The 26,638-nt window shown below is 53.2% G+C and carries 31 protein-coding genes, 1 tRNA gene and 1 other RNA gene; 17 read left to right on the top strand and 16 right to left on the bottom strand.

What is annotated here, in order from left to right; genetic code table 11:
• Positions 1-86: 86 nt before the first annotated feature.
• Together ACZ44I_RS01325 and ACZ44I_RS01320 are read right to left on the bottom strand one after the other, a co-directional pair.
• Positions 87-1,613: a PKD domain-containing protein gene (locus ACZ44I_RS01325; RefSeq protein ID WP_464549412.1), complete on the bottom strand. Its 1,527-nt coding sequence runs from the start codon at positions 1,611-1,613 to the stop codon at positions 87-89.
• Complete coding sequence (locus tag ACZ44I_RS01320) at positions 1,610-3,811, bottom strand: Yip1 family protein (protein ID WP_464549414.1); 2,202 nt, start codon at positions 3,809-3,811, stop codon at positions 1,610-1,612. The genes ACZ44I_RS01325 and ACZ44I_RS01320 overlap by 4 nt, the downstream gene beginning before the upstream one ends.
• A 137-nt stretch (positions 3,812-3,948) precedes the next feature.
• On the opposite strand from ACZ44I_RS01320, the gene ACZ44I_RS01315 reads away from it, so the two are divergent.
• A complete protein-coding gene (locus ACZ44I_RS01315) occupies positions 3,949-4,539 on the top strand; it encodes a MerR family transcriptional regulator (RefSeq protein WP_464549416.1) in 591 nt (196 codons plus the stop codon).
• Here the strand turns inward: ACZ44I_RS01315 and ACZ44I_RS01310 are convergent.
• Complete coding sequence (locus ACZ44I_RS01310; protein ID WP_464549418.1) at positions 4,536-5,156, bottom strand: HD domain-containing protein; 621 nt, start codon at positions 5,154-5,156, stop codon at positions 4,536-4,538. The genes ACZ44I_RS01315 and ACZ44I_RS01310 overlap by 4 nt on opposite strands.
• A gap of 145 nt (positions 5,157-5,301) precedes the next feature.
• Here ACZ44I_RS01310 and ACZ44I_RS01305 point away from each other — a divergent pair, with 145 nt between their 5' ends.
• The 5 genes from ACZ44I_RS01305 (at position 5,302) to ACZ44I_RS01285 (ending at position 9,494) form a co-directional block, all read left to right on the top strand.
• Positions 5,302-6,531, top strand: a complete 1,230-nt coding sequence (locus ACZ44I_RS01305) for a MiaB/RimO family radical SAM methylthiotransferase (RefSeq protein WP_464549420.1) — start codon at positions 5,302-5,304, stop codon at positions 6,529-6,531.
• Positions 6,532-6,592: 61 nt separating this feature from the next.
• Positions 6,593-7,024, top strand: a complete 432-nt coding sequence (locus ACZ44I_RS01300; RefSeq protein WP_464549422.1) for a metal-dependent transcriptional regulator — start codon at positions 6,593-6,595, stop codon at positions 7,022-7,024.
• A complete protein-coding gene (locus tag ACZ44I_RS01295; RefSeq protein ID WP_464549424.1) occupies positions 7,008-7,928 on the top strand; it encodes a metal ABC transporter solute-binding protein, Zn/Mn family in 921 nt (306 codons plus the stop codon). Before ACZ44I_RS01300 ends, ACZ44I_RS01295 begins: the two co-directional genes overlap by 17 nt.
• The gene (locus ACZ44I_RS01290; RefSeq protein WP_464549426.1) at positions 7,925-8,695 is read left to right on the top strand and encodes a metal ABC transporter ATP-binding protein; all 771 of its coding nucleotides are present in this window, start codon (positions 7,925-7,927) and stop codon (positions 8,693-8,695) included. Before ACZ44I_RS01295 ends, ACZ44I_RS01290 begins: the two co-directional genes overlap by 4 nt.
• Entirely contained in the window at positions 8,658-9,494 is an 837-nt protein-coding gene (locus tag ACZ44I_RS01285; RefSeq protein ID WP_464549428.1) for a metal ABC transporter permease, read from the top strand. The genes ACZ44I_RS01290 and ACZ44I_RS01285 overlap by 38 nt, the downstream gene beginning before the upstream one ends.
• 4 nt (positions 9,495-9,498) lie before the next feature.
• Here ACZ44I_RS01285 and ACZ44I_RS01280 read toward each other — a convergent pair whose 3' ends face one another.
• On the bottom strand, positions 9,499-9,885 hold the full coding sequence (locus tag ACZ44I_RS01280; RefSeq protein ID WP_464549430.1) for a hypothetical protein: 387 nt from the start codon (positions 9,883-9,885) through the stop codon (positions 9,499-9,501).
• A 135-nt stretch (positions 9,886-10,020) separates the two neighbouring features.
• Here ACZ44I_RS01280 and ACZ44I_RS01275 point away from each other — a divergent pair, with 135 nt between their 5' ends.
• The 3 genes from ACZ44I_RS01275 (at position 10,021) to ACZ44I_RS01265 (ending at position 12,416) form a co-directional block, all read left to right on the top strand.
• Positions 10,021-10,551 carry a HEAT repeat domain-containing protein gene (locus ACZ44I_RS01275; RefSeq protein ID WP_464549432.1) on the top strand — a complete coding sequence of 177 codons (531 nt, stop codon included), beginning with the start codon at positions 10,021-10,023 and terminating at the stop codon, positions 10,549-10,551.
• 115 nt (positions 10,552-10,666) lie between these two features.
• The gene (locus tag ACZ44I_RS01270) at positions 10,667-12,181 is read left to right on the top strand and encodes an SLC13 family permease (RefSeq protein WP_464549434.1); all 1,515 of its coding nucleotides are present in this window, start codon (positions 10,667-10,669) and stop codon (positions 12,179-12,181) included.
• A gap of 43 nt (positions 12,182-12,224) precedes the next feature.
• The gene (locus ACZ44I_RS01265) at positions 12,225-12,416 is read left to right on the top strand and encodes a hypothetical protein (protein ID WP_464549435.1); all 192 of its coding nucleotides are present in this window, start codon (positions 12,225-12,227) and stop codon (positions 12,414-12,416) included.
• On the opposite strand, the gene ACZ44I_RS01260 is transcribed toward ACZ44I_RS01265, so the two are convergent.
• Positions 12,413-12,772: a hypothetical protein gene (locus tag ACZ44I_RS01260; protein WP_464549437.1), complete on the bottom strand. Its 360-nt coding sequence runs from the start codon at positions 12,770-12,772 to the stop codon at positions 12,413-12,415. The two genes, ACZ44I_RS01265 and ACZ44I_RS01260, sit on opposite strands and share 4 nt — an antisense overlap.
• Before the next feature lie 68 nt (positions 12,773-12,840).
• Between ACZ44I_RS01260 and ACZ44I_RS01255 the strand changes: the two genes are divergently transcribed.
• Positions 12,841-13,077, top strand: coding sequence for a winged helix-turn-helix domain-containing protein (locus tag ACZ44I_RS01255; RefSeq protein ID WP_255333401.1), 237 nt, complete (start codon positions 12,841-12,843; stop codon positions 13,075-13,077).
• Positions 13,074-13,397: a transcriptional regulator gene (locus tag ACZ44I_RS01250; RefSeq protein ID WP_464549440.1), complete on the top strand. Its 324-nt coding sequence runs from the start codon at positions 13,074-13,076 to the stop codon at positions 13,395-13,397. The genes ACZ44I_RS01255 and ACZ44I_RS01250 overlap by 4 nt, the downstream gene beginning before the upstream one ends.
• Here the strand turns inward: ACZ44I_RS01250 and ACZ44I_RS01245 are convergent.
• Positions 13,394-15,091, bottom strand: a complete 1,698-nt coding sequence (locus ACZ44I_RS01245) for a phospholipase D-like domain-containing protein (RefSeq protein ID WP_464549442.1) — start codon at positions 15,089-15,091, stop codon at positions 13,394-13,396. The genes ACZ44I_RS01250 and ACZ44I_RS01245 overlap by 4 nt on opposite strands.
• Before the next feature lie 50 nt (positions 15,092-15,141).
• Between ACZ44I_RS01245 and ACZ44I_RS01240 the strand changes: the two genes are divergently transcribed.
• The 3 genes from ACZ44I_RS01240 to ACZ44I_RS01230 are packed head-to-tail and all read left to right on the top strand — an operon-like array spanning position 15,142 to position 16,197.
• Positions 15,142-15,738, top strand: coding sequence for an amino acid kinase family protein (locus tag ACZ44I_RS01240; protein ID WP_464549444.1), 597 nt, complete (start codon positions 15,142-15,144; stop codon positions 15,736-15,738).
• Between the two features lie 34 nt (positions 15,739-15,772).
• The gene (locus ACZ44I_RS01235) at positions 15,773-15,934 is read left to right on the top strand and encodes a zinc finger domain-containing protein (RefSeq protein WP_300333234.1); all 162 of its coding nucleotides are present in this window, start codon (positions 15,773-15,775) and stop codon (positions 15,932-15,934) included.
• Positions 15,935-15,936: 2 nt separating this feature from the next.
• Positions 15,937-16,197, top strand: a complete 261-nt coding sequence (locus ACZ44I_RS01230) for an elongation factor 1-beta (protein WP_464549447.1) — start codon at positions 15,937-15,939, stop codon at positions 16,195-16,197.
• A 20-nt stretch (positions 16,198-16,217) separates the two neighbouring features.
• On the opposite strand, the gene ACZ44I_RS01225 is transcribed toward ACZ44I_RS01230, so the two are convergent.
• The 3 genes from ACZ44I_RS01225 to ACZ44I_RS01215 form a co-directional block, all read right to left on the bottom strand.
• Complete coding sequence (locus ACZ44I_RS01225) at positions 16,218-17,183, bottom strand: malate dehydrogenase (protein ID WP_464549449.1); 966 nt, start codon at positions 17,181-17,183, stop codon at positions 16,218-16,220.
• A 13-nt stretch (positions 17,184-17,196) separates the two neighbouring features.
• Positions 17,197-17,506, bottom strand: an RNA gene (gene ffs, locus ACZ44I_RS01220) — signal recognition particle sRNA.
• Between the two features lie 15 nt (positions 17,507-17,521).
• The gene (locus tag ACZ44I_RS01215) at positions 17,522-18,550 is read right to left on the bottom strand and encodes a hypothetical protein (RefSeq protein WP_464549451.1); all 1,029 of its coding nucleotides are present in this window, start codon (positions 18,548-18,550) and stop codon (positions 17,522-17,524) included.
• 254 nt (positions 18,551-18,804) lie between these two features.
• Between ACZ44I_RS01215 and ACZ44I_RS01210 the strand changes: the two genes are divergently transcribed.
• Positions 18,805-19,002, top strand: a complete 198-nt coding sequence (locus ACZ44I_RS01210) for a hypothetical protein (protein ID WP_464549452.1) — start codon at positions 18,805-18,807, stop codon at positions 19,000-19,002.
• Positions 19,003-19,006: 4 nt separating this feature from the next.
• Here ACZ44I_RS01210 and ACZ44I_RS01205 read toward each other — a convergent pair.
• From ACZ44I_RS01205 to ACZ44I_RS01175, 7 genes are all read right to left on the bottom strand, one after another.
• Positions 19,007-19,080, bottom strand: a tRNA-Ile gene (locus tag ACZ44I_RS01205).
• Between the two features lie 113 nt (positions 19,081-19,193).
• Positions 19,194-19,931: a hypothetical protein gene (locus tag ACZ44I_RS01200; RefSeq protein ID WP_464549454.1), complete on the bottom strand. Its 738-nt coding sequence runs from the start codon at positions 19,929-19,931 to the stop codon at positions 19,194-19,196.
• 76 nt (positions 19,932-20,007) lie between these two features.
• The gene (locus tag ACZ44I_RS01195) at positions 20,008-20,748 is read right to left on the bottom strand and encodes a hypothetical protein (protein ID WP_464549456.1); all 741 of its coding nucleotides are present in this window, start codon (positions 20,746-20,748) and stop codon (positions 20,008-20,010) included.
• A 136-nt stretch (positions 20,749-20,884) separates the two neighbouring features.
• Positions 20,885-21,103 (bottom strand): hypothetical protein, encoded by a 219-nt coding sequence (locus ACZ44I_RS01190; RefSeq protein WP_464549458.1) that lies wholly within the window; start codon positions 21,101-21,103, stop codon positions 20,885-20,887.
• The gene (locus tag ACZ44I_RS01185; RefSeq protein WP_464576633.1) at positions 21,104-21,205 is read right to left on the bottom strand and encodes a hypothetical protein; all 102 of its coding nucleotides are present in this window, start codon (positions 21,203-21,205) and stop codon (positions 21,104-21,106) included.
• An 87-nt stretch (positions 21,206-21,292) separates the two neighbouring features.
• Entirely contained in the window at positions 21,293-21,694 is a 402-nt protein-coding gene (locus ACZ44I_RS01180) for a cupin domain-containing protein (protein ID WP_464549460.1), read from the bottom strand.
• 581 nt (positions 21,695-22,275) lie between these two features.
• The gene (locus ACZ44I_RS01175; protein ID WP_464549464.1) at positions 22,276-24,168 is read right to left on the bottom strand and encodes a heavy metal translocating P-type ATPase; all 1,893 of its coding nucleotides are present in this window, start codon (positions 24,166-24,168) and stop codon (positions 22,276-22,278) included.
• A gap of 76 nt (positions 24,169-24,244) precedes the next feature.
• Here ACZ44I_RS01175 and ACZ44I_RS01170 point away from each other — a divergent pair, with 76 nt between their 5' ends.
• Both ACZ44I_RS01170 and ACZ44I_RS01165 read left to right on the top strand, forming a co-directional pair.
• Positions 24,245-24,637, top strand: coding sequence for a winged helix-turn-helix transcriptional regulator (locus ACZ44I_RS01170; RefSeq protein ID WP_464549466.1), 393 nt, complete (start codon positions 24,245-24,247; stop codon positions 24,635-24,637).
• 114 nt (positions 24,638-24,751) lie between these two features.
• Positions 24,752-26,599: a hybrid sensor histidine kinase/response regulator gene (locus ACZ44I_RS01165; protein ID WP_464549468.1), complete on the top strand. Its 1,848-nt coding sequence runs from the start codon at positions 24,752-24,754 to the stop codon at positions 26,597-26,599.
• Positions 26,600-26,638 lie beyond the last annotated feature (39 nt).

Here is a 26,638-nt window from a genome sequence, read left to right as displayed (position 1 = left end):
ATAACAGATCACTATTATCTTTCTCATCCAATCCGATCTAAAGTGAATCATGTTTTATCCGGCGGGGTGAGGAGGAGGGGTTCACTTCAGCCTGACTCTTTGAGCCGATCAAATGCTGCTTTGATCAGCATGATATATTCTGATCCGAGATCCTTTGGATTCACAAACGGTATATCAATTGATATATTGAGGGGCGGGACAACTCCCATTGCTGTCTCGTTTCCTTGCCCATTCTCATCTGCTCCAATATCTTCTGTCAGGGCGGCAGGAGACGGTGTCGGTTTCAGGACGGTGATATAGTCCTCTTCCAGGTGCCAGTCTGATCCATCTTTGTTTTTGATGGTCAGCATAACAGAGTAGGTGCCTTCTTCTGTGTAGGTGTGGGTTGGATGCCGCTCTGAACTGCCGGAACCATCGCCAAACTCCCATCGCCATTCTTCAGGACCGCCGATTGAGCGATCCGAAAACCGGATGGTGAGGGGAGCGTTTCCAAATGTTTTTTCTGCATCAAAGGCAGCAGTCGGCTGATCCCGTACAACGATATACCCGGCGCGGGTGAGTGATCCCGCAACATTCGTTCCTGAAGCGGTGAGTTGTACCCGGAATGTTCCGGGGTGGGTATAGGTATGGGTCGGGTTCTGCTGGATGGAACTCCGTCCATCACCAAAATCCCATCGCCACTGGTTCGGGCTGCCGCCGGAGAGATCGGTGAAGTTTACGGTGAATGGTGCCGCACCTTTCTGCTGGTCTGCAGCAAAGTCGACAACCGGATTGACATCTGTTGTAATGAGATTATTCTTTGTGATGGTTGCAGTACCGTATTTATTCTCTGCCTTCAGAGTTACCGTATAGGTTCCCTTTTTTGTGTAGGTATGCGAGGGGTGCTGGAGAGTCGAGGTTGAGCCATCACCAAAATCCCAGTACCAGGAGGTGATATCACCGGTGGATTCATCGGTAAACCGGACGGTGAGCGGGAGCTCGCCGCTTGTCCTGTCAACGGAAAAGAGAGCAACCGGTGGAGTGGTGACGGTGATATGATTTGAGAAGGTCTTGGTGAACCTCCCGGCGGGGTTCTCGATTGCGAGGGTGACGGAGTAGGATCCCGGCTCCGTATAGGTATGTACCACTGTCTGGCCGGTTCCCGTTGCCCCGTCACCAAATGTCCAGTGCCAGTTTGTCGGAAGGTGTTGTGACGTATCCCTGAAGATGACGGTGAGAGGGGCTGTTCCGGTTACAGGAGATGCCTCAAACTCCGGTACCGGCACAAAATCACTCTCATAGATCATCACATCATAGGGATTGCTCTGGAAATTCTGTCCGTCAACCATCGTGTAGAGGACTGCACGGTAGGTGCCGGCACGATCGAAGGTTTGTGTCACCACCCTGCCACTCCCAACCATCGGCGTGGCAGACGAGGGATCCCCCACCCTCGCAAACTGCCATGACCATTCAGCCACGTCCGTCTCGTTTCCAAAGACCGATCCGGTGAAGGTGATGGTGCCCGGAACGACTGCTGAGGTGGTGTCACTTGCGATCATCACATTCACAGCAGATGCGGTCTGGCAGATGAGGAAGGCCAGGAAGAGGAGGGAGATGAGAAGAGAACGCCTCATAGAACTCCTCCCGAGAGGAGAATGCCCGCAAAGAGGGCGGCACCGTAACTGGCAACCGGGGGAAAGAGGGAGGCGGGCATCGAGAAGTCAAACGTACTCCTGAGTGCGCCTGAGAGTATCAGAATCGACCATATCCCGGCGATAAAGAGTCCTGCAACAGGAAGAAGCCCGATTATTCCAATGGGAAGGACAGCGTAGAGCGTTATCCGGAGCAGCCTCCCGAAACTCCCCTCAACCCGTCCGGTGATCAGAAATGCGAGGAACGCAGCGATCAGAACCGCCACTCCTGCTGCGATCAGGGTTGTGATGGTGAAGACTGCCATAGTCGCAGGGTCGGTGATCAGTTCAGAGATGACCGGATAGAGAGCTGGATCAATTCCGGCATATCCAGCTAGATAGCTGATAATCCCGATGGTACCGAGGATACAGACGAGCATTGAGGTGAGGAAGAAGGTGAGCGGGAGCGGGAGGGGATCGTCCTGAAACCTCCCCGCACCCGATGGTACGAACAGAAATGTCAGCAGGCGGCCATATTCACGCTTCGGGCGGGGGGTGAGGGGATCGTCTGATCCGGTATAAAGAACATATTCCGAGAGTCCCCTCCAGTTATGATCCGGGGAGAGGCGGACACCGCAGGTGTCGCACCACGGGCTTTCCGGCGCAATAAGCGTCTGGCAGACCGGGCACCGGCATACAGGAGGCGGCGGTTTGTAATCATCTTCCGGAGGTGGAGGAATCTCCTCCTCATCCTCTTCCTCCGATTCTTCTTCGGGTTCATCCACCGTCTCAGCCTGGCACTCATGAACGGCAGATTCCAGATCATCATACTCCCCCTCGATCATGGGGGGAGGGGTTTCATCTGCGGTGAGATACTCAATCCAGGTATCACGCTCGTCTTCTTCCTCAAAGACGATGATCCGGTGGAAGATCTCTTTCTCCCTTGAGATGAGCGAGATGGTGACTGCCGGCATCCCAAAGAGATCGATTGTGGGGGATGCATCAAGGATCTGTGATGAACGGAACTCTTCCCGTACCGACACCGAGGTGCCGCCACCTTCATAGATGATGAGTCTTTTTGAGGTGAGAAGGAGGCCGACCTGTTCATTATCCATCAGGAGTTCGGATCTCTGGCAGATCGGATATTCTGTTTTTGCAGGAGGCCGTCCTCCCTTTGAAAGAGTCTCAGGCCTGCTCCCTGCTGTGCCGTCGATGATCTCCTGAACCCGTACAATGAACCTGTCCCGCTCAAATGAACCCCCTTTCTCTGAAGGGAAACAGAGGATCAGGCGCCGGATGCCACTTCCGGTTGCAATGGCAAGGACCGCAGACTGGTGGCCGTCCGGTGTAAACTCAGGAACGATATCGAAGAGATCAGATCTCTGAAATTCACGGGGTGCGCCTTCACCTGTTTCCGGGATCAGGCAGATCCGGTCGAAATAGAGATCGGATCTGAAGGGGATATCCTTGATGGTGATGCCGGTGAATGAACAGAAGGGAGCGGCAGGAACTTTTTTTTTGGCAGGGGTCTCCTGTCCGCAGGCACGGATCCCCCGGATATCACGGATCATGCTGAACACCCGGTCACGTGCAGATGATCCACCTGCATCACCCGGGAAGGAGAGGATCATCCGCCTGATACCACCGGAAGTGCTGATATCAAGGGCGAGGGAGGGGGAATCTCCATTTCCGGGTTCCAACTCCACCCCGGCAATGGCAGAGAGGGGGAAACCTGACCGGTTTCCTGCTCCATCTCCGGATGTCAATGTGATCCCGGAGGGGTCAATCCCGATAGCATACCGCTCACCCTTGATCAGAACACCGGAAAAGATCTGAACATTCTTTGTGGCAATACCAGCAGGCGAATCACCGTTGCCCTGAATAATCGCCCGGATCAGGGCTTCAAGACTGTCACGACTCTGGGTACCACCTGCCCATTGGGGAAAGGAAAGGACCATACGCCGGATACCACCGGGGGTGTTGATCGCAAGGGCGAGGGCGGGAAGGCCTTCGCTATCGATCTCGGGGACTGCATCGAAGAGGGCATCACGGGAAAATTCCCTGACTCTTCCTGTTTTTGATTCGGGCTCGAGCCGGACGATGCCGCGAGCTGCCGAGACGGTGAAGGGTTCATTCTTGATTGAGACACCGGAGAACCTGTGACCCGGCTGATTCCCCTGTGCTGCGCTGTCGCCTTCCATTATCTAATTATTATATATACTCATTGCACAGATAAGTCCTTTCTCCCCGGTTATCATCCGCCCCTGTTTTGATCACGGCTGTATGATAAGGGTTTATGTTTGTACTCCTCCAACAGAGAGTATGAGCGGTGATATCATTGCCTGATGACGATTCGATCAGGATACCCGAGATTGCGAGCCTTCTCTTTCTGTCAGAAGACCTGGTACGGCAGTATGCAGACGAATTCAATGACTTTCTTCCGCATCGGACGATCGGAAAAGTCAGGATCTATGAACAGAGTGCCCTCAAACGGTTCCGTGTGATCGCCGATCTGAGATCACAGGGATTAAGCCATGAGGGGATTGTCGCAGTTCTCCGCGGTGGAAAACCCCTCCACGAGATCGGGATGGATGAAGAGAGAGAGAAGAAGCAGGGAGAGGTACGATCAGCAACCCCGCCACCTTCCCCACAGGGATCTGATCTGCTGGATGAGATCGTCATCGCCTCCCGGCGGGCCGGGGAGAGGACAAACGCAATCGATCACCGGCTTGGAGCCATCCGTGAAAGCATGGCAGCAGATACCAGCCTGATCCTCCGTGAGATTGCCAGTCTCCGGGAAGAGGTCGCCCTCTCGCGATCGGAACTGAGAACACTCTGGTCACAGGTGAGGGAGCTTGAAGAGGATCTCAGGGAGCGGGATCTCAGAAAGTCCTGGCTTGAACGGGTGGCAAAACGGTTCTCCCGTTAAGGAGTTATCCTCCAGTTGATGACCACCTCGCGGGAGAAGAGGGTGGTGAAGAGATCGGATCGCTCCAGTGCATATTCGCATTCAAGGTACCCCTCGCTCCGTGATGAGCAGTGGAGGATCACCTCATCCTCACCTATCGTGGCGGTGATGGTATCGACAAGAGACTGGTGGGAGCGATCAAGGCCGTCTGCGATCCTGAGGAGGGAGGCGAGCTTCTGCACGAGCTCCCGGTCTCCCGGATTTAGTTCAGCAAACCGCCTTTGCCGGAGGGAGGGCGGAGATCTTCTATGATACCGGATAAGTAGTGCAATCATCTCCCGCTCATCCCTCTTCAGGGGAAGGGAGGTGTCAGATCTGACCATACGGGCTCCGGTCTTGTTATGGGCACCGCCCGGCTGGCTCCACCCGATATCATGAAGGAGGCTTGCTGCCTGGAGGAGGAAGCGCTCCTCTCCCAGAAGGCCGTGCAGGGGAGTGAGCTCGTCGAAGAGCATGAGGGCATTCTTCATCACCTGTTCGTCATGATCCTGATCCGGGGTGTATTTTGCGGCAAAAGCGCGTATCATCTCAAGCCTGCCACTTATGGAACCATCTCCGGAGATGGTGTTCAGCTGCATTCTCCTGCACCTCACCTCAACCTTGACCCGGTAAGATATATAGGCTTCTCCGGGCAGGGGCGTGATCGCGAGATATGAGAGGGGAAGCCGGATGATCCGGTATCATCTCTTTTTTGTAGGTCCGCACCGATCTGATAGAGGAGATATGCAACCCGCAGACATACAGCCGGATTCTATAACCGGGATTCGGAATAAACGGGTCTACATCGAGACCTACGGGTGCACCTATAATTACGGCGATACAGAAAAGATCAGGATCATTCTGGAGTCACAGGGGTGCGTTATTACCCGGTCTCCCGATGATGCAGACTGCATTCTCATCAATACCTGTATTGTGATCGAAAAAACAGAACGGGAGATGAGGAAGAGGATCGCCGAATGCCGGGATCGGAACCTCTTCGTCACCGGCTGCCTCCCGAAGATCGATCCGGATTGCGGGGGATTCGTGATCGATCCGGATACCATTCACTACCATTTCCAGAAGACAGGGGTTCACCCCTCCGGGAACCCTGCCATTCTCCAGGTGGCACAGGGATGCCCGGGCCATTGCACCTACTGTATCACCCGGAAAGCCAGGGGGCCGCTTCTGAGCCATCCCCTGGAAGAGATTGTCAATGAGCTTGAAGGACTGGTGAGAGAGGGTGCTGTCGAGGTGCAGCTGACAGCACAGGATCTCTCTGCATGGGGGATGGATCGGGGGGAGAGCCTCGCCGGACTGCTGGAGGCGATCGGGAGGGTGCCGGGATCGTACCGGGTGCGGCTTGGGATGATGAACCCGGACACCCTCATGCCGATCCTCGATGCTGTCCTTGATGCCTGCAGAAGTGAGCAGATCTTTTCATTCTTTCATATCCCGGTGCAATCCGGATCAGATTCGGTACTCGGGCAGATGGGACGGCGGTACTGCCGTGATGATGTGATTGCGATTGTCCGTGAAATCCGTTCAAGATTCCCCTCTGCCCGGATCTCAACCGATATCATCTGCGGGTTTCCTGGTGAGACAGATGAAGACTTTGCAGAGACGATCGATCTCCTCCGCGCAATTGGGCCTGAGAAGATCAATATCACCCGGTACTCGAACCGGCCGGGAACACCGGCTGCCAGCAGGGCTGATATGCCGGATCGGTTCAAGAAGGACCGATCCCGGCTGGCAACTGCGGTTGCGGGTGAGATCTTTGATCGAATCTATACCACATTCATCGGAGAGGAACTGGACGTTATCGTCACCGAAGTTCTGCAGGAAGGTTCAGTCACCGCTCGGGATTCTGCATACCGGCCGGTGATCATCAGTGAGAACCTATCGATCGGAACCAGATGCCGTGTGCGGATCACCGGCCATCGCCGCCATTACCTGGTGGGGACGCGGATCAGCTGATTACTCCATCTGAAATTTTACTCGACCGAAAATTTTTCTTTATTCAGAGTGTAGTTCTGATATGCAATCCGGAGAAGATGAGGTATCGCCACGGAAGGCAGAGTACCTGAAATATATCCTTGAATCTGGCGGATGCGTAAAAACAACAGATATTGCCAATAATTTTGGCATATCGCCATCAACCGGAACCAAGGCGATCCGTGAGATGGCGGAGGCTGGGCTTCTGATCCATTTGCCATATGCAGGAGCCACCCTTACCGAAAAAGGAGAGCATATTGCACATTTTATCCAGAGAAGGCATCGAATACTGACGCTCCTCTTTTCCCACTATGGTTTTACCCCAGGTGAAGCCTGTGCCGAGGTGAAGAGTTTTGAACATCATGTCTCAAGAGATGCGGTGAACCGGATCTGCGCCTCACTGGGCCACCCGATGATGTCGGTCTGCGGGCGGATCGAACACGAGGAGGGATGTTGCATTGAGCCGGCAGAATGATTCCCTGCGGTATCCGGGGATTTTTGCCATTGCTTTGATCCTTATTGCATGCCTCTCCTCAGGATGTGTAGAACCAAAGAGTGCCGAAGATGATGGAAGGATTCCGGTAGCGGTGACGATCCTTCCGATGAAAGAGATCGCTTCTGCGATCGGCGGGGACAGGATCACTGTAACCGTGGTTGTACCGCCTGGAACCGAACCCCATACCTTCGAGCCGACACCTGCCCGGATCGCGTCTATCGCAGAATCCCGGATCTTCTTCAGGGTGGGTTTGGGGCTGCTTCCTTTTGAGGACCGGCTTGTCAGCCGCCTCTCATCCCAGAACCCTGACCTGCTTGTTGTTGATCTCTCAGAAGGAATTGACTTAATCAAAGGAGATGCAGGGCATGATCACGAGGAGAGCCATCATTCAACGGAATCGGCAGATCCCCATATCTGGCTCTCGCCCAAAAACGGTGCCCTGATGGCAGCAACAATCGCACGTACACTCATTGCAATCGATCCGGAGGGGGAGGCGATCTATCAGCAGAACCTCGATGAATACCAGAAGAGAACGGCTTCTGTGGATGCAGAGGTGCGTGAGATACTGGGCACCCTCCCGGGCCGCCGGTTCATCGTAACCCATGATGCCTGGGGATACTTTGCCCGGGAGTACGATCTCGAGCAGGTTGCGGTTCATATCGGCGGGAAGGAGCCGACCGCGAGGGAGATACAGGAGATTATCAGAATCGCCGTTGAAGACGGAATCAGAATCGTCTGTGTCGAACCGCAGTTTTCGGAGAGATCCGCCCGTGTCATTGCTGCCGATATAAACGGAGATGTGGTCGTAATCGATCCCCTGCCGGAGGCATACCTTGAGAACTTTATCAGGGTCGCAGAAGCACTTCAGGGAGGCTACAGATGACTGCTGCCCTCCGCCTGAATGACGTAAAAGTCTGCTATGGCAGGCATGTTGCCATCGAAAATGTCACCTGGGAGGTGGAAGAGCATGATTTTGCTGCCATTATAGGGCCAAACGGCGGCGGGAAGACCACCCTCCTCAGGGCAATCCTCGGCCTCCTTCCACTCGCGGCAGGGAGCATCAGTATCTTCGGCCATCCGCCTTCGGAAGGCCGTGATCAGATCGGGTATGTCCCGCAGTTCCATACCTTCGACTTCTCCTTTCCGATCACCGTCTCGGAGATGATCCTCCAGAGCCGGCTCCCACAGAAGAGGAGATTTCTGTCGGGATACTCAGAGGAGGATTACCGGGCAATGGAGAGGGCCATGGATCTGATCGGACTCTCGGGGCTTTCGGATCACCCGATTGCCGATCTCTCGGGTGGCCAGCAGCAGCGGGCAATCATTGCACGGGCACTTGCAGGCGAACCGCGTCTCCTCATCCTCGATGAGCCGACCGTCTACATCGATGCTCCGGCAGAAGAGCTCTTCTTCTCGCTTATCGGGAAACTCCGGGAGACGATGGCCGTGATCATCGTCACCCATGATATCAGTGCAATATCCGGGCAGGTGAACAGAATCGCCTGTTTAAACCGCCGGCTGTATACGCATGGGGATGCGACCATCACCGAAGATATGCTCACGTCGGTGTATGGGTGCCCGGTTGATCTGATCGCCCACGGTCTTCCCCATCGTGTCCTCCGCGATCATCGGGGTGGTCGGGATGATTGAGATCCTCGGATTTGGATTCTTCCAGAATGCCATTGTAGCCGGGATTCTTGCCGCTATTGCCTGTGGTATTGTCGGGAGCTTTGTTGTGGTCAGTCGGATGGCAGCAACAAGCGGAGGTATCTCCCATGCCGCATTCGGGGGAGTCGGGCTTGGGTTCTTCCTCGGCATCGACCCCCTGATCGGTGCGATAATCTTCACTATCGGTGCAGCCTGCATTCTCTGGTACCTGAATGTCCGCGAGATGCAGGAGACCGATACGATCACCGCCGCAGTCTGGGCTGTCGGGATGGCGCTTGGTATCATCTTCATCTCCATAACACCCGGATATCCCCCGGATCTCTTCAGTTATCTCTTCGGAAACATCCTTCTTGTTCCATCAACAGACATCATCCTGATGGCACTCCTGCTTGGAGTGATACTGGCAGTTGTGATCACCCTCTTCCCCCGGCTTGTGGCAGTCACCTTCGATCCCGAATATGCAGCGGTGATGGGGCTGCCGGTTTCAGCGCTGAAGCTGGTGCTCTTCCTCTTAATCGCACTTACAATCGTCCCTCTCATCTCGGTAGTCGGGATCATCCTGGTGATTGCGTTATTGACGCTCCCCGCGGCAACTGCACGCCTGTATACACAATCACTCAAAACGATGATGATAACAGCAGTGCTGATCGGCGTTGTAACGGTCCTTATCGGGATCGCCCTCTCCTATGCATCCAATCTCCCCTCAGGCGCAACGATCATCATTCTCGGGGCAGCAATCTATGGAGGCGCCCTTGCCGGGCGGCACCTCCAGTTGTCCTGAGGGATCAGATCTCAAGTGCTTCCATATCCTGGAGAAATGGCATCAGTGTGGTGATGTACCTGCGTTGCCTGCCTGCAATAGTCATCTCACCGCACGCGATCACCTCAAGGATCAGTGGCAGCTCCTTAAGCTTATCCCGGAATTGTGGATCCTGGCTGGCAGCAAAGGCAATAAACTTCTCAAGTACTATAAAGGGGCGCTCATACTCGGGAACAGCCTTAAAATCCTCCATATCTTTCTGAAGTGTTGAGTTCCGGGCAAGATCCTCTTCAAAATAGAGATACATATCAATGCCATACCGGGAGCCGAGCTCCTCAAGCTCCAGTATATCGACCTTCTCACCTGGCGCAACTGCAAAAGTGTTGCATTCACCATCTCTCTTCGTCTCCATAGCCAATAGGTTTGAACCTGAACCTTATGAGAGTCACGATTCCACAATCGGAAACCTGTATCCTCTTCTCCGGGGCAGAAAGGATCAACACCTTTATGTAGGCATGGATGAAAGTGCCGTTTAGGTGTGTGACTGATGGCAGAGATGGATGAAGAGGGGACCAAAAAAGAAGAGCTTTTCTTTCAGCTGATAACGCTTCTCCAGACAGGAACGTTAAATTTCCGGTGGCGGGCAGCTGAGGCGCTTGGAAAAGAGGGAGATCTCCGGGCGGTCGGACCCCTAATCGAGGCGTTATCTGATGAGTATGCGGATGTCAGCTGGCTGGCAGCAAAATCACTCGGCCAGCTCGGTGATCCCGAGGCGGTGCCCCACTTACTCGAACTTCTGAAACATGAGGATAAATGGAACCGCCTTGGTGCTCTCATCGGACTTGCCGGGATCGGCGATCAACGGGCAGTAGAGCCGATTTCCGATCTACTGAAGAATGATACTGAACAAATAGTCAGAAAGGAGGCAGCAAAGGCACTTTCCAGAATCGGAGGCGATGCTGCAGGGAAAGCGCTGGAGAGGATGAAGGAGGGAGAGGATGAGGATGAGGTGGTGCGAAAAGCCGTTCTCGATGCACTGAAGGCGATGAAAGAGAAGAAATCAAAAAAGATTAAATAACTTATTTTTCCATCCCATCTCATTTTTAGGCTTCTTTTCCCTTCCATCCCTCTCCCGGAACGGGGAGGTTCCAAAAAGGAATACTAATATTCTCTGACTCCTTAATGTTGAAGGAATGAAGAAAGAGATCGGGAAGATTATTGGCATACTGGTTTTTATAGCAGTACTCCTTGCTCCAGTAGATCCGGCAATTATCCCGGTTGATGCGCGATACGTTGCTGCCGTCACACTCCTGATGGCAATCTTCTGGGTAACAGAGGCAGTTCCCCTTGAAGTGACAGCACTTCTTCCGATCATTCTCTTCCCGCTTCTTGGCGTCCTCTCGATACGGGAAGCAACAACCCCGTATGCAGATCCGGTCATCTTCCTCTTCCTCGGCGGATTTATCATCGCGATGTCGATGCAGAGATGGGGATTGCACAGGAGGATTGCACTCTCCATCATCAATATCGTCGGAACAAGCCCCAGGCGTCTCGTTCTTGGGTTCATGGTTGCAACCGGATTCCTCTCGATGTGGATCTCAAATACCGCAACCGCGATGATGATGATCCCAATCGCCATTGCGATCATCGCCACTGTGATGCCCTCGGTGAACGCCAAACTTGATGAGATGAACGAAGAGCAGCGTGACTTTGCAGGATGCCTTGTTATTGCAGTTGCCTATGCCGCAAACATTGGAGGCATTGCCACTATCATCGGATCGCCTCCAAACGGGATCTTCATCGCACAGATGAAGGTTCTCTTCCCCCTGGCACCAACAATCGACTTCTTCACCTGGATGAAGTTCGGTGTCCCTCTTGCCGCGATCTTCATACCGATCGTCTGGCTCTGGCTGATTAAAGTCCCCTACCGCCACCTGCCACAGAAACTCTCTCAGGCAAAGGACGTTATCGAACAGGAGATGGAGGAGCTCGGGCCGATGAGCAGAGGTGAAAAATGGACGCTCTTCGTCTTCCTCCTCACTGCATTCAGCTGGATTTTTGCTTCCACCAAGGTGATCGGAGGCACAACCATCCCCGGCCTTGACCAGGTCTTCCCCGGAATCAATGATACGGTGATTGCAATCTTTGGAGCACTCCTCCTCTTCTTCCTTCCCGTTGATATGAAGAAAGGGATCTTCACCATGAACTGGGAATGGGCACAGAAGATCCCCTGGGGCATTCTCATCCTCTTTGGCGGGGGTCTCTGTTTATCTGCTGCATTTATCTCAAGCGGCCTTGCAAAGCTGATCGTCAACTCCTTCACGATGCTCTCGCTCCTCCCGATCGTGGCAATCGTGCTGATCGTGGCAATCGCAGTCTCCCTCTTAACCGAGGTCTCCTCAAATACCGCTATTGCATCGGTGATGATGCCGATTATGGCCGTAACAGCGATCTCCATGGGAATCCATCCCTACATACTGATGCTGACTGCCGCAGTCTGTGCCTCTCTTGCATTCATGCTTCCCGTCGCCACCCCGCCAAATGCAGTTGCCTATGGAACAGGGTATATCGATATGAAGACACTCTTCAAATCAGGATGGGCTCTGAACCTGATGGGTGTCGTCTTCTGGACATTCTTCCTCTTCACTGTTGTGATCTGGGCGATCGGATTTACCCCGGATCTCCCGGCATGGGCAGTAAACCCCTGATCTCTCCATCACCCTTATCTATGGAGAGAGCAATAGCCTGCATATGTCACGTATTACGATTAAAGACGATGAGAGCCTTTCTGCCGGAGCCGGTGTCGAGGGGCGGCATCAGAAGAAGGGTTTTGATACCGATATCGAAGGCGAACGGGGGAAGAAGAAAAAGAAACAGGGTTTTGGCAGCCTGAAGTTCGATACCCAGAAGAATGCCGATATCTTCGAATCAGAACCCCGTTAACCGGGGATGAGGTCGGATCCCTTTTGAATGATTATCTCTCTTTCACCATCATAGGTCGAGAGAAGACCATAGACGGTGATCTGATCGCCGATCCTGAGGGGAGGAGGATCAATTCCCCCAGGAATAAAGACTTTTACATCCGAGAGGATGATGATTGTATGGCCGCCGCTCCAGGTGGCCCTGATATCATCTATTGTTCCTGAACACACAACCAGTTTCCCATCAGGAAGAGCGGGATCATAGGGATGTGAGAAGAACGCAGGACCTGCTCCCTGGATGGCAAGATGAAAGACCAGGATCACCAGAAGAGAAACCACAATAAGAATACCTGCCTTCTTTTCCGCAGGAGTTGCCATTCCAGAAAGGTCTACCTGATCTCTTATGAAGCGATAGGTTGATATGTTAACAGCGTTAACATACTGGTATGCACCCCCATATGCTACCACCTTCCTCGCAGAAGGTTCTTCACCTTCTCCAACAGGGTGGTTCGATGACACATAAGGATATAGTCAAAGAGAGCAGCCTTGCACCCCGGACAGTCCGGTATGCACTCAAGCGGCTGAAGGAACAGGGACTCATCCTTGAAAAGTTCAACTTCCGGGACGCACGACAGATCATCTACGAATGCAGGATTGCAGATAGCCAGAGGGCTACGGCATGAAAGAGCCGCTCTGCGATATCACCCACTGTGACGAACTGGCACGGAACGTGCTTCCCCGGATGAGGGCGGAGCTAGTGTACCGGCTTGTGAACGGACAGGGTGTGAGGCAGAGCGAAGTTTCCCGCCGTCTCGGTATATCCCGCGCCGCCATATCACAGTATCTCAGCAGGAAGCGTGGATCCAAAGAGATAGAACTCTCTGATGATATCGCTGCCATGCTTGACAGATGGGCATTTGCCGTGATGAACGAAGAGGAGTCTTCCGCAATCACCATCTGTGATATCTGCAATTGCACAAAGAAAAAGAAAAAATTACCCTAATCTTTTCTGATCCGCTTTCCCAGGATAATTCCCGCAAAGAAGAGCAGGATGGCAACAGCGATCATTGGTTTAGGCCATTCCTCCGGGATTTGGGCGAATATCTGACCTGCCGGGCGATAGTCGTTCTTCCAGTCCTCTTCAAAGACCCGCAGGTAGTATGCGGCGGCATCAGGATGCCTGATGATGACCCCCGCCTCCCGGTTGTTCATGGGAGAGTTCTCATTCCAGTTGATGCTCGATACAAGAACGGCATTTCCATCCACGATCACTCCTTTGGTGTGGATCTTCGTGATCCCGGCACGATCTCCCTGATATAACCGTGCTTCAAGCGGAAGATCTGCTCCTTCCGCATGCCTGTTGATGAATGCCACCATCTCATCATTATCAGCATCACCCTCAATATTGAACCAGCTGGCATCAAGGATGATCCGGACGTCTACTCCGCGGCGAGCAGCATCAATGGCGGCATCCAGCCATGGATTGGGTGCATTCTTCGTCCAGTTGCTGATGTATGCCTGCTGAATCTCAACCGTCCGGGTTGCTCCTGCGATCATCTCCGGAACCAGGTGGGAGGTATCTGGCGAGAGCACCGGGATTACCGTTGCACCTTCGATGAAGAGGGGGCTGTAGCGTTGTGTATGGGCATCGGATGTACCCGGGGCAGGAATCTCTGCGTTCCGTGCAGGAGAGATCGGGACGACATCCCTCCCGATGCTGTCTTCGGAATAGACCATCCCGAAATAGTCTGCAAGCCGGGAATCATGTATCCAGACCCCCCATCCCCGGTTGCCGGCATATCCGGGGAGAGGCATCCCGCTCTCCTTGATATTTTCGCTCGTTATAAGGAGAGATTCAGAATCAATGATAAGATACTTTGAGTGGAGGAAGCGATACCTCGATCTCTCACCTCCGGAAACACCCATATAATCGACAGCAATTCCACTCTGGTTCATGACAGTAAGGAGGGCAGATTGTTCCGGGGAGACGCCGCCGACCGGAGATCCCTCCATGAGAATCCGGATCACGACACCCCGCTTCTGCGCATCCATGAGGAGCTTGCCGATTCCCGGATGCGTGAATTCGTATACGCTCACCTCAATTGAGCGTTCTGCTGAAGATATCGCTTCTTCCATCACCTCAAAGGCTGAGTCGGGGGAGACGAAGAGGGTGGCAGAGACGCCTTCAATATGGATCGGTGAAAAATCGCTCTGCCCGATCAGAAACGGGCGCGGGTTCCAGACGCCATCGACGATCCGGTGGATCTGCCCTTCACGCGGCTTTACGTCTCGTGGCCAGGCGATCTCAAACTGCCTTGTGCCGCGATACCAGAGCTCTATCTCATCCTCTGTATTTGCCAGGATGAACCGATCCATATGGATGAGATTTGGAACGTTATCTGTCGATTGTTCCCATTCAAAATCCGGATAAATCCCATGGGTGGTTTTGTATGCCTCTGCCTGACGGGCAAGAACGAGATCCCCATTGATCCGGGTCCCGGGTGGGAAGCTGAGTGTTCCTTCACCATCGGTGATCGTCCAGCCTTCCAGGCTCCCCTGCCCGGTGAGGATGATGAATTCATCGGGATCATAGGGGAGGTAGGGATCCGGGCAGAACGCGGTGACGGTGATCCCGGCGGTGGCAGCAGCAGGGATGAAGAAGAGAATAAAGAGGAGAAGGATGAGGGGCGTACGCATGGAGAGTTTTCGATCTATTCCTTTATTGCCGTCACGGTTTTATTCTTCATATGGATGGGTATGTGGTGAAGGTTGGGGGAAGCCTCGCCGATATGCTGCCGGAACTGGTTCCGATACTTCTCGAGTCTAAAAAGAGGCTCCTGATCGTTCCCGGAGGTGGAGCCGGAGCCGATGCAGTCCGTCTGATCGATCCCGGTCCCGATGCCGCGCACTGGATGGCAATCTCGGCAATGGAGCAGTATGGCCACAGAATCGCATCGTTTGGCATCCCCGCAGTTGATCAACCGGGGGAGAACAACAGGACGTCGGTCCTCCTGCCATACTGTCTTCTCAGAAGAGAAGATCCCCTTCCACACACGTGGGATGTGACATCCGATACCATCGCCGCATGGGTTGCATGGCGATCAGGACTCCCTTTGATCGTCCTCAAATCAGTTGATGGACTGATATTGGATGGAATAAAGATTGATATCGTCACAGAACCCATCGCAACCGATACTGTTGATACTGCCTTCCTTCCCTTCATCCTCGAGCATAACGTGAGGGCTGCTGTTGTGAACGGCCGAAAAGAGGGGAAGCTCCGACTGGCACTTTCCGGGGATTTTTCCCAGGGCACCTATATCCCCGCCCGGACAGAGGGATTATAACCGATTGATCCCAACCATATAAGAGAGTCCGACTATGTCAACAGTAAAGTGCACGTCATGCCATGCCCCGCTCGCTGAGCGAGGTGCTACCGAATTTAAATGTCCAGAGTGCTCCGAGGTTATCCGCCGGTGTGCCAGGTGCAGATTACAGAGCATACCATATGTCTGCCAGAAGTGCGGATTCCAGGGGCCCTGAATATGGGAGCAGTAGCAGTTATTCTGAAAGTGATGCCGGAATCGACCGATGTTGATCTCGAGGCGTTAAAACAGGCGATCCGTGAGAAGATCCCGGGCGTCTCAGATATCAGGGACGAGCCTATCGGGTTTGGCCTTGTTGCATTAAAGGTTGCAACGGTCATCCAGGATGAAGAAGGCGCAACAGAAGGGATTGAATCACAATTTAATGATATCCCTGGAATCGACCGTGTAGAGATCGTCGATCTCAGCCGGATGATCTAAATTTACTTTTTTTTGAAGAATTATTCTGAGGAATGATAGCTCTCTTCGAGTAACTCGAAGACATGATGCGTAACTTCACGAATCTGTTCGGTTGAGTTACGGAATGCCTCAAGCTCATCTTCAGATAGCTTGATTGGTACAGGAAATGCTCCACCCCGCGTGATCCGTGCAGGAACACCGATACAGACACTCCCGATATCATGCACCTCCTTCTGGATGAATGCTGAGACGGTTAATATCCTGTGTTCATCCTCAACAATCGTCCTGATGATGGTGGCAATCGCATCGCCCGGACCATAGACGGTTGATCCTTTGTTCCGGATGATCAGCGATCCGCTCGTCTTTACCCGCTCCATCATCTCCTCTTTGGGGATGTGCGAGAAGGCCGGCAGGTTGTTAATCTGGATACCGCCGATCGTTGTTGCAGACCAGAGAGGCACCATCGAATCGCCATGTTCTCCGATGATCCGTGTGTGGACTTCCGAGACATGGACATTAAAGAACTCTGCAATACAGGATTTCAGCCGCATCGAGTCAAGGTGCGTCCCAAGCCCGAATACCCGGTGTGGCGGGAGGTTTGAGTACCTGAGGGCAACTGCGGTCATGACATCGACCGGGTTTGAAATGACAAAGAGAAGTGTTTCCGATGCGTTTCTACCGATCTTCTCCGCATATCCTGCGACAATCCGTGCATTATCGACTGCGAGATCGAGCCTGTTCTGATCGGACTTTCTGGCAGCACCCGATGCCAGTATTATGATCTCAGATCCACGGAGATCTTTCTCATCACAACTCCATGAGATACGGGTATTGGTTCCGCGTGCCGCAAATGAATCTTTGAGATCGCGGGCCAGCCCTTCAAGGTACAGCTGGTTTCCATCACGGCCAAAGAGGCTCACCTCTTTCACATGCGGAATCTGGGATATCGCATGGGCTGCATATGAACCAACCTGGCCTGTCGCTCCGATGATCGTTACTTTCACCATAGAAATCAGCATATTGGGAACGCGTCATCGGTCGACAGCACATACCGCCGTTCCACAGACCTCCCTTCTCCACCCCGCTACCCTATGGGCGCCAGACGTCTGCGGTAAGTCTGCTCCCTTCCGGGCCTGAACCGGTACCCGCAGCAACAGGCCTCACCCCCCTCCGGAGGATTGGTCCCTGGCCGTTGACCTCATAGGACGAGGCTTCTACGTCGGAAGATACTGCTTCCCGGAAGCTGCCTCAGCCTTCCTCAGACTTCGCCCCCCGCATGTCGACGGTTTCGGGTGACAGGTGACGTCTAACCACCCGGGCTAGTTCCCGTAAATCATAGGTTTTTTTATGGGATAAATACATCCCCATGGTTTTTTGCTTTCCACTCACTGATGGTCTCCTCCACCATATCACGGGAGGCCTTGTCAAAGAGATCGATGACTGTCAGGACATTTCCCTCGGGGATATGAGGTGAGAGAAGCCGGTAATCGCCCTGATAGACCTCTGCCGAGATTCCGCCACGGGCGGTTGCAACAAGATGGGGTTCACTCCTCACCGGCGTATCCGCCATCGCAGTATAACTCTCGAATATCTCCACATCATCAATCCCAAGGTAGGCATGATTCACCTTGAGATTGAATGCGGTCCAGAATGCAGCTGCATACCAGGCATCATTGAAGATCAGGTTCTGCACGCCGAGCCGTGCGGCTACAATACCGAGTGTGCCGCCCCCGCAGCAGGCATCAACAAAGGTCTTCGGCCGTTTTGTAAAGACCTTCCGATCCACAGAGATGATCTTTGGATTTACCGGGCGTGGGAATTCGATATGCATCATTGATGACTGTTTGTAAATGACGATCGGGCCGACCTGGGTTGCAAAGATGTTTGCCCTGACATCACAGCCTGCAAGGAGGGTATGCGTCTTTGGAGGAAGATCCGAATCGGGATCGGTGATGCCGGGTATGATATGATTGTCCTGAATAATCCCCCTGACTTCCGGGACTTCGGCGACGATACGTTCTGCGGTTTTTTTGCTGAACTGATCGGTGAGGAGGACGAGCGAGTGACGGGGCAGGTATGGCGCCTCATGCAGGACAAAACCAGGATTAATAAGCGGGGTGCCGACCTCCTTTAGAGGCTCGGAACCGGTGAGATCCCCTTCCTCAACACCAATCCTATACATCACCGCATACACATCATCAATGAACCGCTTCCCGCATGAACAGGTATCGGGAGGGATATAATCGGGGGGAGGGCTTTTCTTGTCAAGATGCCTGCCCCTGCACCGGGGACAGGGCGAGAAGATCGTCTCCATCGTATTGATCAGGTCAAAGGCATCGGAGACGCAGTCATCACCACAAACCGGGCACTTCATACACCCCACTTGGAGCGGGAGAAGATAAAGGATCAGCATCTTGTGGATTGAGGGGGGATGCACGATTGCTCCGGATTGAATGGAGAATAGAAGAAAAATGCAGTTTTTTTATGGCAACCCGTGATCCGGGAAGGTATGCGAAGAGGGATCGGAGGGGTTTTGTATGCGCGCCTATTGCACTAAATCCAGTCAGATTCGGAAGAGAACTTTATCAGTAGAGCTGCCAGATGATCGATACCTGAGGTGATGTGAGAGTGAGCCAGATAAAAGAGGAGATCCTACGTGAGTTAAACGATCTCCCACCCGGTACATGCCATGAAGTCCTTGACTTCATCCGTTTTCTCAAATCCCGGAGTCGACGAAACATTCCGGAAACTGTCACCGTACGTGAGTCGACACTCATTCAGGACTGGCTTTTACCCGAGGAGGATGAAGCATGGAGCGGATTATAAGAGATGGGCCTGATGCGATTTGAACGCATGACCGCCCGGTTATGAGCCGGGCGCTCTAACCAACTAAGCTACAGGCCCTGTTCTGGATCACATTACCAGAGAACAGGTGTGGCAATGTACCAGTATCTGTTGACCCATAAACTAAAAAAGATGTATGATGGAAGGTTGTTCTGCCTTCCAATGGATTCGGCTCAGCCGAAGATCCAGCTGAAGAATCCCTTCTTCTGCTCTTCAATAATCGCCCTCTCTTTGAGGCGGCGCTGCTCCTCCTCCATCAAATCGAGCTGTTCAAGGAGGATCGTTCTGAGTTCGGGATCGGTTGATGAGTTTGTCAGGATGATACCATGTATCTCTTCTATCCGCCGCTCATTCTCTTCTGCCTGTACCCTGATCCGCTGAGCCGCCTCCCTGTCACCGCCGAAGAGCGACAGCATGATACCGGATCTCTGCTCCATTGCCACCTCATCTCCCCACTGGGAATTCACCGAGGCATTGTACTCACGGGCAACTTCGGCAACGAACGGACCGATACCGGTCATGTTCTCAGCGGCAAGGAGGGCGAAGACGGCATTCCTGACCTGATTCTCATGGGCATACCGTGCCCGTGCATGCGAGGGGAGCGCCTGTGCCTCTTCTGCCTGTATCTGCTGTCGGGTGCGGATCATCTCTCTCAGTTTCGCCGGATTCTCCGGATGCTGGGAGGTGTTTGCTAAAACTCTCACACTGACTGTTGCACCCGGCGATTCCACCGGAGGACCGGCCTGTGCAGACGTTACAGACAGAGGCCCCACAGACTGGTTCTCCGTGTCATCCGGCGGACCCCGTGTGCCCGCCACCTGATCCGGCCTCCCCCCCTGCTCTGCAGCAACAGCAGGAGCTGCGGCGGCAAGAAGGAGGAAGAGGCAGAGAATAATTGACAGATGTTTCATACACCCCTATTTATACTGAGAGACATATAAACATTCTCCCGGAGAAGGGAGAGCGGGGAGATTCCGGATAAGAGAGTTAGTATCTCCCGGTTCCAGTCACCATATCCCCCTGCATCTCATTCCACCCGTCATGCGGGCCTCTGAGTTGGAGTGACGAGAGCTGGGAGTAGCCATTCCCGCTCCATCCCAGGCTCCACCACTCGTTGCTGCCTGAGAACCGAACCCAGATCTCGACACTTGTGTCTGGAGAGGACTCATAGGAGAGATACACAGGGCTTGTGATTGCAGTACAGGGGGAGGGATCCCTGCCCATGCCCATGATGCTGCATCCACCTTCAGAGGGGGTGAAAGGGAGGAGGGGTTCGGTTCCTTCCGGATGCTTCGTCTGAATGGTCCTGCCGGGATCATACCGGATACCGAAACTCTCCGGCATCAGGATCGGTGTCTCTTCGCTGTAGTGATCGGATGGCGGCATTGTGGGGGGAAGGATCTCCTGATCCGGCTCGATTGCAATCGGCATCCCGCGATATTCAGGAATCATTCTGTCTGCTTTGATCGAGAGGAATCGCGTTTCATCGATGGTGACAATCTCAGCCTCCCAGCCATCCGGTATGCCATAGAAGTCAGAAAGGAGGGGATCAAATCCCGTGGAGGGATACGGGAGGAGGAGCGTCACATTGTACAGGGGTTCTGTGAAGCCGATTGTCGCCTCGTACGAGTAGCTGCTCTGGTAAGAATCAAGTGATTCGGGTGAGCCGCAGCAGCCGGCGGCGAGGATGCAGATGATGCAGAAGAGAGCGGGGAGAATAATTCTCATGGAAAAAGATTGAATTCCTCCGGGAAAAGTGTTGTTGATCGGGTTGTGAAGATGCCAGAAGATTCCCGCAGGTATTATCTGATGCAGCGGGGATCCATAGCTACACCGATGGGTTCGTTGCCGGAGTTTATCAGGATCAGCCCGACATCCAGGTGATCACCTCTATCTTGCAGATGATGCAGCCGGTTATGCCATGCCAAAAGAGGCTGGTGTCATTAACCGCAGGACGCATGAGCGGGGAGCCGGTCTGGTATTTGTTGTTGCGGGGGGGCGGTATCGGGGCGATACGTGCGGCATTCAGTTCTGCCTCAGTGACCGCATCAGGATATGCCCGATACTTGTAGGAGATAATCATTCACTTCTCCAGTTGAGAGTCAACATACTCTTTCAGAGCATCAAGGCTCACCTGTCCCGATGTTGCAAGGAATACGACGGGGACCAGAACGAGTCCCCCCAGCAGATTCCTGGTTTCAGGGAACTCCTGACGCAGTCTTCGGGATGATACGCCCTTGATTAAATAAAAAGAGGGTTTGGTTTGAGGGTTTTATTCCGTCGTCCTGCCGTCGAAATGCTCGTGTGCAGCTTCTGCTTCTGCCTTTGTTTTATGGATCGTCTTATCCTGGTGTTCTGGGGGGGAGTAGATGGTGTATAATTTCAGATCGGCTGTTTGTGAGGTGTTGATCACGTTATGTTCTGCTCCGGCAGGAACAATAACGGCACTGCCGTCTTTGACTGCATGTGAAACACCATCGATGACGACCTTTCCTTCGCCCTCCTCGAAGCGGAAGAACTGGTCGATATCGTCATGCACCTCTGATCCGATCTCCTCGCCGGCTTTTAAGCACATCAGCACAAGCTGGCTGTACTTCCCGGTATACAGGACTCTCCTGAAATCAGTGTTCTTTACGGTCTCTGTCTCAATATCTGCTGCAAATCCTTTCTTCATATTTTTTATCCTCCATATGATAACGGCTGGGCCGTTAAGATACCACTAGGACGGATGATCATATCATGGTTTTGGAATTGGCAAATCCCCGGCGCTTTTACTTTCAAACTCAGCGTACGGTGTTTATTGTATCCCTTGCAGATTTTGAGATACAACACAGATCAGGTGATGTGAATGAATGTTTCCACACCAGAAATCCAGGAGATCGGTGCGAGAGAGGTCGCATCTGTCTCATTCACCGGAAATTATCCTGGGAATGCAAGCGTCTTTGAAAAGCTGTTTGGTACGCTCTGCGGATTGGGCAGGCGAGGATGATCAGGATGAAGAAGAGGATCTGGGTGATATCCAAGAAACCTGATAAGAGGAGAAATATACTGAGCAGAATGTTGAGTATGATGCAGATGACAAACACAAGGGCGACCCGCGGATCAATTGGGAGGTACATATCCCGCCTCCAGAGAAGATCGATGAGAGAGGAGAGCTCACAAGGAATCGGCGTAGTCTGTCAATAGGAGATGGAAGGGATAATATCTGCTTTGATGAAGGATCATCGGGAGATCGATCAAAAGCATGGATATCCCTTACGTCGATAATTCAGCCATTCGAAGCCCATTTGCAACAGCAAGCAGTTCGGATGCCTCGTGCAGTATCACCGCTACCGAAACGCTCATAATCCCAAGTGCGGCTGCCGGTATCATAAGGCCCAGGACGAGGCAGGAGAAGATGATATTCTGCCTGATGATCGAACGTGATCTCTTTCCATACCGGATTGCATCGGGGATTCCGCCGAGATCATCTGCCATAAGTGCAACATCAGCCGCCTCGATCGCAACATCACTCCCGATTGCACCCATAGCAATCCCGACGGTCGCCTCTGCGAGTGCAGGAGCATCATTGATCCCATCACCCACCATCGCAACCCCGCCATACCTCTTTTTCAGGCGGCGAATCTCAGCTATCTTCTCCTCAGGCAGAAGGCCGGATCGAACCTCGGCGATGCCGAGCGGAGATGCAACTGCATCTGCTGTTTCTGCTGTGTCGCCGGTGAGCATGATGACAGCGATACCCATCTTCCTGAGTTCTTCAAAGGCTGCTTGTGCCTCAGGGCGGAGATTGTCACGGAGGGCGATAGCGCCATAGACCTCTTCTCCGGTACCGACGAGAACAACAGTTTTGCCTTCTCTCCTGAGGGTATCAATCAATGATATCTGGATGGGAGTGACGGGGAAGATATCCGGCCGGCCGACAGAGATCCGCTCTCCCCCTATCACTGCATGGACACCGGCGCCGTTTGTTATACAGTCATCAGTTATCTCGAAGAGAGCGTATCTGTGATCAGATGCAGCCTTCTGTATTGCTCGTGCAAGGGGGTGGATCGAGCAGCTTTCAACCGATGCGGCATACCTGAGGATTTCCTCCTCGCTTTTTGTAAAGGATATGATATCGGTTATGCCAGGAGTCCCGGTTGTGAGCGTACCGGTCTTATCAAAAGCAACCGCACTGATGGACCCGAGATTTTCCAGGTGGATTCCACCTTTGATGAGAAGCCCCCGCCGCCCCGCAGTACCGATACCGGCAGCAATGGCAACCGGGGTTGAGATGACAAGGGCACAGGGTGCTGCTGCAATGAGGAGAACGATGGCACGGTACAGGTACTCATCCCATCCATACCCGAGTGTTCCAGGAACAATGACAAGAAGGATAGCTCCAATAAAGACAAGCGGGGTGTATCGTTCACCAAACCGTTCTATAAACCTCTGTGTCCTCCCTTTCCTCTCCTGTGCCTCCTGAACAAGGTGAATCATTCGGGCGATCGAATTATCGGAACAGGGTGCCGTCACCTCCACAGTCAGCATCCCGGTATGGTTCCCGGTGGCCGCATAGACCAGATCGCCGAAAGAGCGGTGAACAGGAAGAGATTCACCAGTTACCGCCGCCTCATCAACATCGGAGCTACCGGATATGATGATGCCATCAGTTGGGATCGCCTCTCCGGGGCGGACTACAAAGCGATCGCCGGGAAGCAGCTCCCCGGCAGGGATGGTTGTTTCTCTTCCATCGCGGATCACCCGTGCCTCTTTGGGGGCAAGCTTCAGAAGCTCCCGGATCGATGAGTGGGTCTTTGCGATGGTATACTCCTCGATACCTTCGGCAATCCCATAGAGAACAACAAGAATCGCCGCCTCATCAAAGAGGCCGAGTATTATTGCACCGGCTGTGGCTGCGATCATCAGAAACTCGATCCCGATCCTTTGGTGATGGAAGAGTTCCTCCACTCCTTCCCGTGCCCAGTGATAGCCGCCAAGGAGGATGGCGATCCCAAAGAGTGGAAGCCCAAGCCACCCATCTATGACTGATAGAGAAAGGAGAATGACATTAATCAGCACCAGCGCCCCCGCCAGAAGAGCATTCCTCAGCTGAGGATAGAGATACCAGGGCCCGTTATATTCGATATGACAACAGCAATGTCCCATGAACAACCTCGAACTTCATCTATAGAACCAGATACACTTTTTATACCAATAAACCAGAACGTTACCCTGAAGAGAGGTGATTTCCCTGACTGAATCCAGTTACCCCGATGATATCTGCTTCTGCCCGCTCTATGGACTCCTTGATGTGATAGGAAAGAAATGGGCGCTTTTGATCATAGCACTCCTTGGCAATGACCATGAGATGGGCTTTAATATGCTCAGGAAGTCCCTCACCGGGATCAGCCCGAAGACTCTTTCAGATACGCTCAAACGCCTTGAAGAGAACGGGATCGTCCATCGCAGGGTTGAGGGGACATCACCTCCGACAGTCAGGTATACGCTGACGCCGGATGGGTGCAGCCTGAGGGAGCTCTTAATCCCGATGCTCCGCTGGGTTGCAGATCATGGAGGGCATGAGGCGGACTGGTGCCCGGTAAGGTCGCATCCGGGGCTGAATAAGAACCAATAATTCGTTTTTCAGAGGGCACTGATAGTTCCATGGGATATGGCGTAGATTCATCTCAGCCACCCGGTTCGAGATTCATAGAACAAGATTTATTATTCATGGTACCAATTCACAGATATGCGATCCCCCGGATCCGCTGATCAGTCGATCTCTCTCCTTTTCGTGGATGACGAGCCGGCGCTCCTTGAGATTGGAAAGGCATTTCTTGAGCGGAGCGCCGGGATCCGGGTTGATACAGAGGAGACGGCAATTGATGCACTTCGCCTGCTGGAGACGCAATCCTATGATGCAATCGTCTCCGATTACCAGATGCCGGAGATGGACGGGATCGCATTTTTACGGGTCCTGAGGGGGAGGGGCGACTCAACCCCGTTCATCATCTTCACCGGAAAAGGGCGGGAAGATGTCGTCATCGAAGCATTTGAGGCGGGCGCAGATTTCTATATTCAGAAAGGCGGCGATCCGAAGTCACAGTTTGCCGAACTTGAGAGGAAAGTACGAAAGGCGGTTGATCTCCACCGGGCAGAGAGTGCAATCAGGGAGAGCGAGGAGAAGTACCGGCTCATCGCAGAGAATACCGCAGATACGATATGGATCGCTGATCTCAACCTCAAAATCCAGTATATAAGCCCCTCTGTCCAAAAGATGTGGGGATATACCCCGGAGGAGGTGATGGGGCAGTCCTTACAGGAGATGCTGACGCCCGGGTCATTTGAATCGGTACAGAAACAATTTGCCGGGGAGATGGCGCTTGAAGCTACAGGAGAGGCAGATCCTGAGAGGACGATTCACATAGAGTTTGAGAAGTACCGGAAAGATGGATCGACGATACTGGTTGAGAATGCAGTCCGGTTCCTCCGGGATCGGGATGGGCAGCCGACCGGTATTATCGGGGTATCACGGGATATCACCGAGTGGAGGAGAGCGGAAAAAGAGAGAGAGAGGAATGAATACCGTTTTTCACTCCTGGCAAACCAGACCCGCGCCTATATCTGGGAAGTGGATTCAAAGGGGCTCTTTACATCAATCGGTCCGGAGTCCGAGGCGATAATCGGGTATATGCCGGATGAGATCGTTGGGAAGCTGCATTTTTTCGACCTGCATCCTGAGGAGAACCGTGAGGAGTTCAAACGAGCCGTAATGGAGGTTTTTGCCCGGGGAGAGCCGTTACGAGAGTTTGAACATAGTGCCATACGGAAGTCAGGGGAACTCTTCTGGATCAGCACAAGCGGAATTCCACTTGTTGACGATTCCGGCAACCTTATTGGGTACTGGGGAACCGATACCGATATCACCGAAAGAAAACTCGCAGAAGATGCCCTGCGGACCGCCAACAAGAAACTCCAGATACTCTCGGGCATCACCCGCCATGATATCCAGAACAAGATTATGGTCCTTCAGGCGTACCTCGACCTGACGAGACCGGAGGTTGATGATCCAAAGCTCTCGCAATACCTGAGTGAGATCGACAGGGCAGGCAATGAGATCCAGCGGCAGATCGAGTTCACCCGCACCTATCAGGAGCTCGGTGTGGAGCGGGCGGCATGGTATGCACTCAAAGACCTCATTGCGACAAAATACGGCTCCAAATTGCCTTCTTTTGCCGATTGCATCGGTTATCGGGTGCTTGCCGATCCGATGATCGAGAAGGTCTTTGAAAATCTCATGGATAATACCCTCCGGCATGCCGAAGGGGCGAGCCGGGTGGAGATCCGATGCGAGGAACGGGAAAGGCAGCTTGTTATCATCTGGGAAGATGATGGCCCTGGAATCCCTGATGATCTGAAGGAGCGGATCTTCGAACGGGGTTATGGAGAGAATACCGGACTTGGGCTCTTCCTCTCTCGGGAGATCCTGGCAATCACCGGGATTACCATTAGAGAGACCGGAGAATATGGAAGAGGAGCGAGGTTTGAGATGGTGGTGCCTAGAGGGGGATGGGGGAAGATTAAGGCTGAGATCTGATCCCTTTCTCTGCCGCAAACAGATCTTCGTTACTCCATC

It is taken from the genome of Methanocalculus pumilus (assembly GCF_055382585.1).
Note: the sequence above shows the minus strand (reverse complement) of the source record. Positions and strands in the feature narration are given on the sequence as shown.

Bases quoted from the DNA above. Each gene is read 5' to 3' on its own strand.
- ACZ44I_RS01270 (WP_464549434.1), top strand. From the start codon at position 10,667: ATGAAGAAAGAGATCGGGAAGATTATTGGCATACTGGTTTTTATAGCA.
- ACZ44I_RS01255 (WP_255333401.1), top strand. From the start codon at position 12,841: ATGCACCCCCATATGCTACCACCTTCCTCGCAGAAGGTTCTTCACCTT.
- ACZ44I_RS01215 (WP_464549451.1), bottom strand. From the start codon at position 18,550: ATGAAGTGCCCGGTTTGTGGTGATGACTGCGTCTCCGATGCCTTTGAC.
- ACZ44I_RS01180 (WP_464549460.1), bottom strand. From the start codon at position 21,694: ATGAAGAAAGGATTTGCAGCAGATATTGAGACAGAGACCGTAAAGAAC.
- ACZ44I_RS01265 (WP_464549435.1), top strand. From the start codon at position 12,225: ATGTCACGTATTACGATTAAAGACGATGAGAGCCTTTCTGCCGGAGCC.
- ACZ44I_RS01305 (WP_464549420.1), top strand. From the start codon at position 5,302: ATGCAACCCGCAGACATACAGCCGGATTCTATAACCGGGATTCGGAAT.
- ACZ44I_RS01280 (WP_464549430.1), bottom strand. From the start codon at position 9,885: ATGGAGACGAAGAGAGATGGTGAATGCAACACTTTTGCAGTTGCGCCA.
- ACZ44I_RS01175 (WP_464549464.1), bottom strand. From the start codon at position 24,168: ATGGGACATTGCTGTTGTCATATCGAATATAACGGGCCCTGGTATCTC.
- ACZ44I_RS01325 (WP_464549412.1), bottom strand. From the start codon at position 1,613: ATGAGGCGTTCTCTTCTCATCTCCCTCCTCTTCCTGGCCTTCCTCATC.
- ACZ44I_RS01310 (WP_464549418.1), bottom strand. From the start codon at position 5,156: ATGCAGCTGAACACCATCTCCGGAGATGGTTCCATAAGTGGCAGGCTT.
- ACZ44I_RS01290 (WP_464549426.1), top strand. From the start codon at position 7,925: ATGACTGCTGCCCTCCGCCTGAATGACGTAAAAGTCTGCTATGGCAGG.
- ACZ44I_RS01200 (WP_464549454.1), bottom strand. From the start codon at position 19,931: ATGAAACATCTGTCAATTATTCTCTGCCTCTTCCTCCTTCTTGCCGCC.
- ACZ44I_RS01320 (WP_464549414.1), bottom strand. From the start codon at position 3,811: ATGGAAGGCGACAGCGCAGCACAGGGGAATCAGCCGGGTCACAGGTTC.
- ACZ44I_RS01195 (WP_464549456.1), bottom strand. From the start codon at position 20,748: ATGAGAATTATTCTCCCCGCTCTCTTCTGCATCATCTGCATCCTCGCC.
- ACZ44I_RS01250 (WP_464549440.1), top strand. From the start codon at position 13,074: ATGAAAGAGCCGCTCTGCGATATCACCCACTGTGACGAACTGGCACGG.
- ACZ44I_RS01300 (WP_464549422.1), top strand. From the start codon at position 6,593: ATGCAATCCGGAGAAGATGAGGTATCGCCACGGAAGGCAGAGTACCTG.
- ACZ44I_RS01235 (WP_300333234.1), top strand. From the start codon at position 15,773: ATGTCAACAGTAAAGTGCACGTCATGCCATGCCCCGCTCGCTGAGCGA.
- ACZ44I_RS01225 (WP_464549449.1), bottom strand. From the start codon at position 17,183: ATGGTGAAAGTAACGATCATCGGAGCGACAGGCCAGGTTGGTTCATAT.
- ACZ44I_RS01275 (WP_464549432.1), top strand. From the start codon at position 10,021: ATGGCAGAGATGGATGAAGAGGGGACCAAAAAAGAAGAGCTTTTCTTT.
- ACZ44I_RS01245 (WP_464549442.1), bottom strand. From the start codon at position 15,091: ATGCGTACGCCCCTCATCCTTCTCCTCTTTATTCTCTTCTTCATCCCT.
- ACZ44I_RS01230 (WP_464549447.1), top strand. From the start codon at position 15,937: ATGGGAGCAGTAGCAGTTATTCTGAAAGTGATGCCGGAATCGACCGAT.
- ACZ44I_RS01260 (WP_464549437.1), bottom strand. From the start codon at position 12,772: ATGGCAACTCCTGCGGAAAAGAAGGCAGGTATTCTTATTGTGGTTTCT.
- ACZ44I_RS01165 (WP_464549468.1), top strand. From the start codon at position 24,752: ATGCGATCCCCCGGATCCGCTGATCAGTCGATCTCTCTCCTTTTCGTG.
- ACZ44I_RS01190 (WP_464549458.1), bottom strand. From the start codon at position 21,103: ATGATTATCTCCTACAAGTATCGGGCATATCCTGATGCGGTCACTGAG.
- ACZ44I_RS01240 (WP_464549444.1), top strand. From the start codon at position 15,142: ATGGATGGGTATGTGGTGAAGGTTGGGGGAAGCCTCGCCGATATGCTG.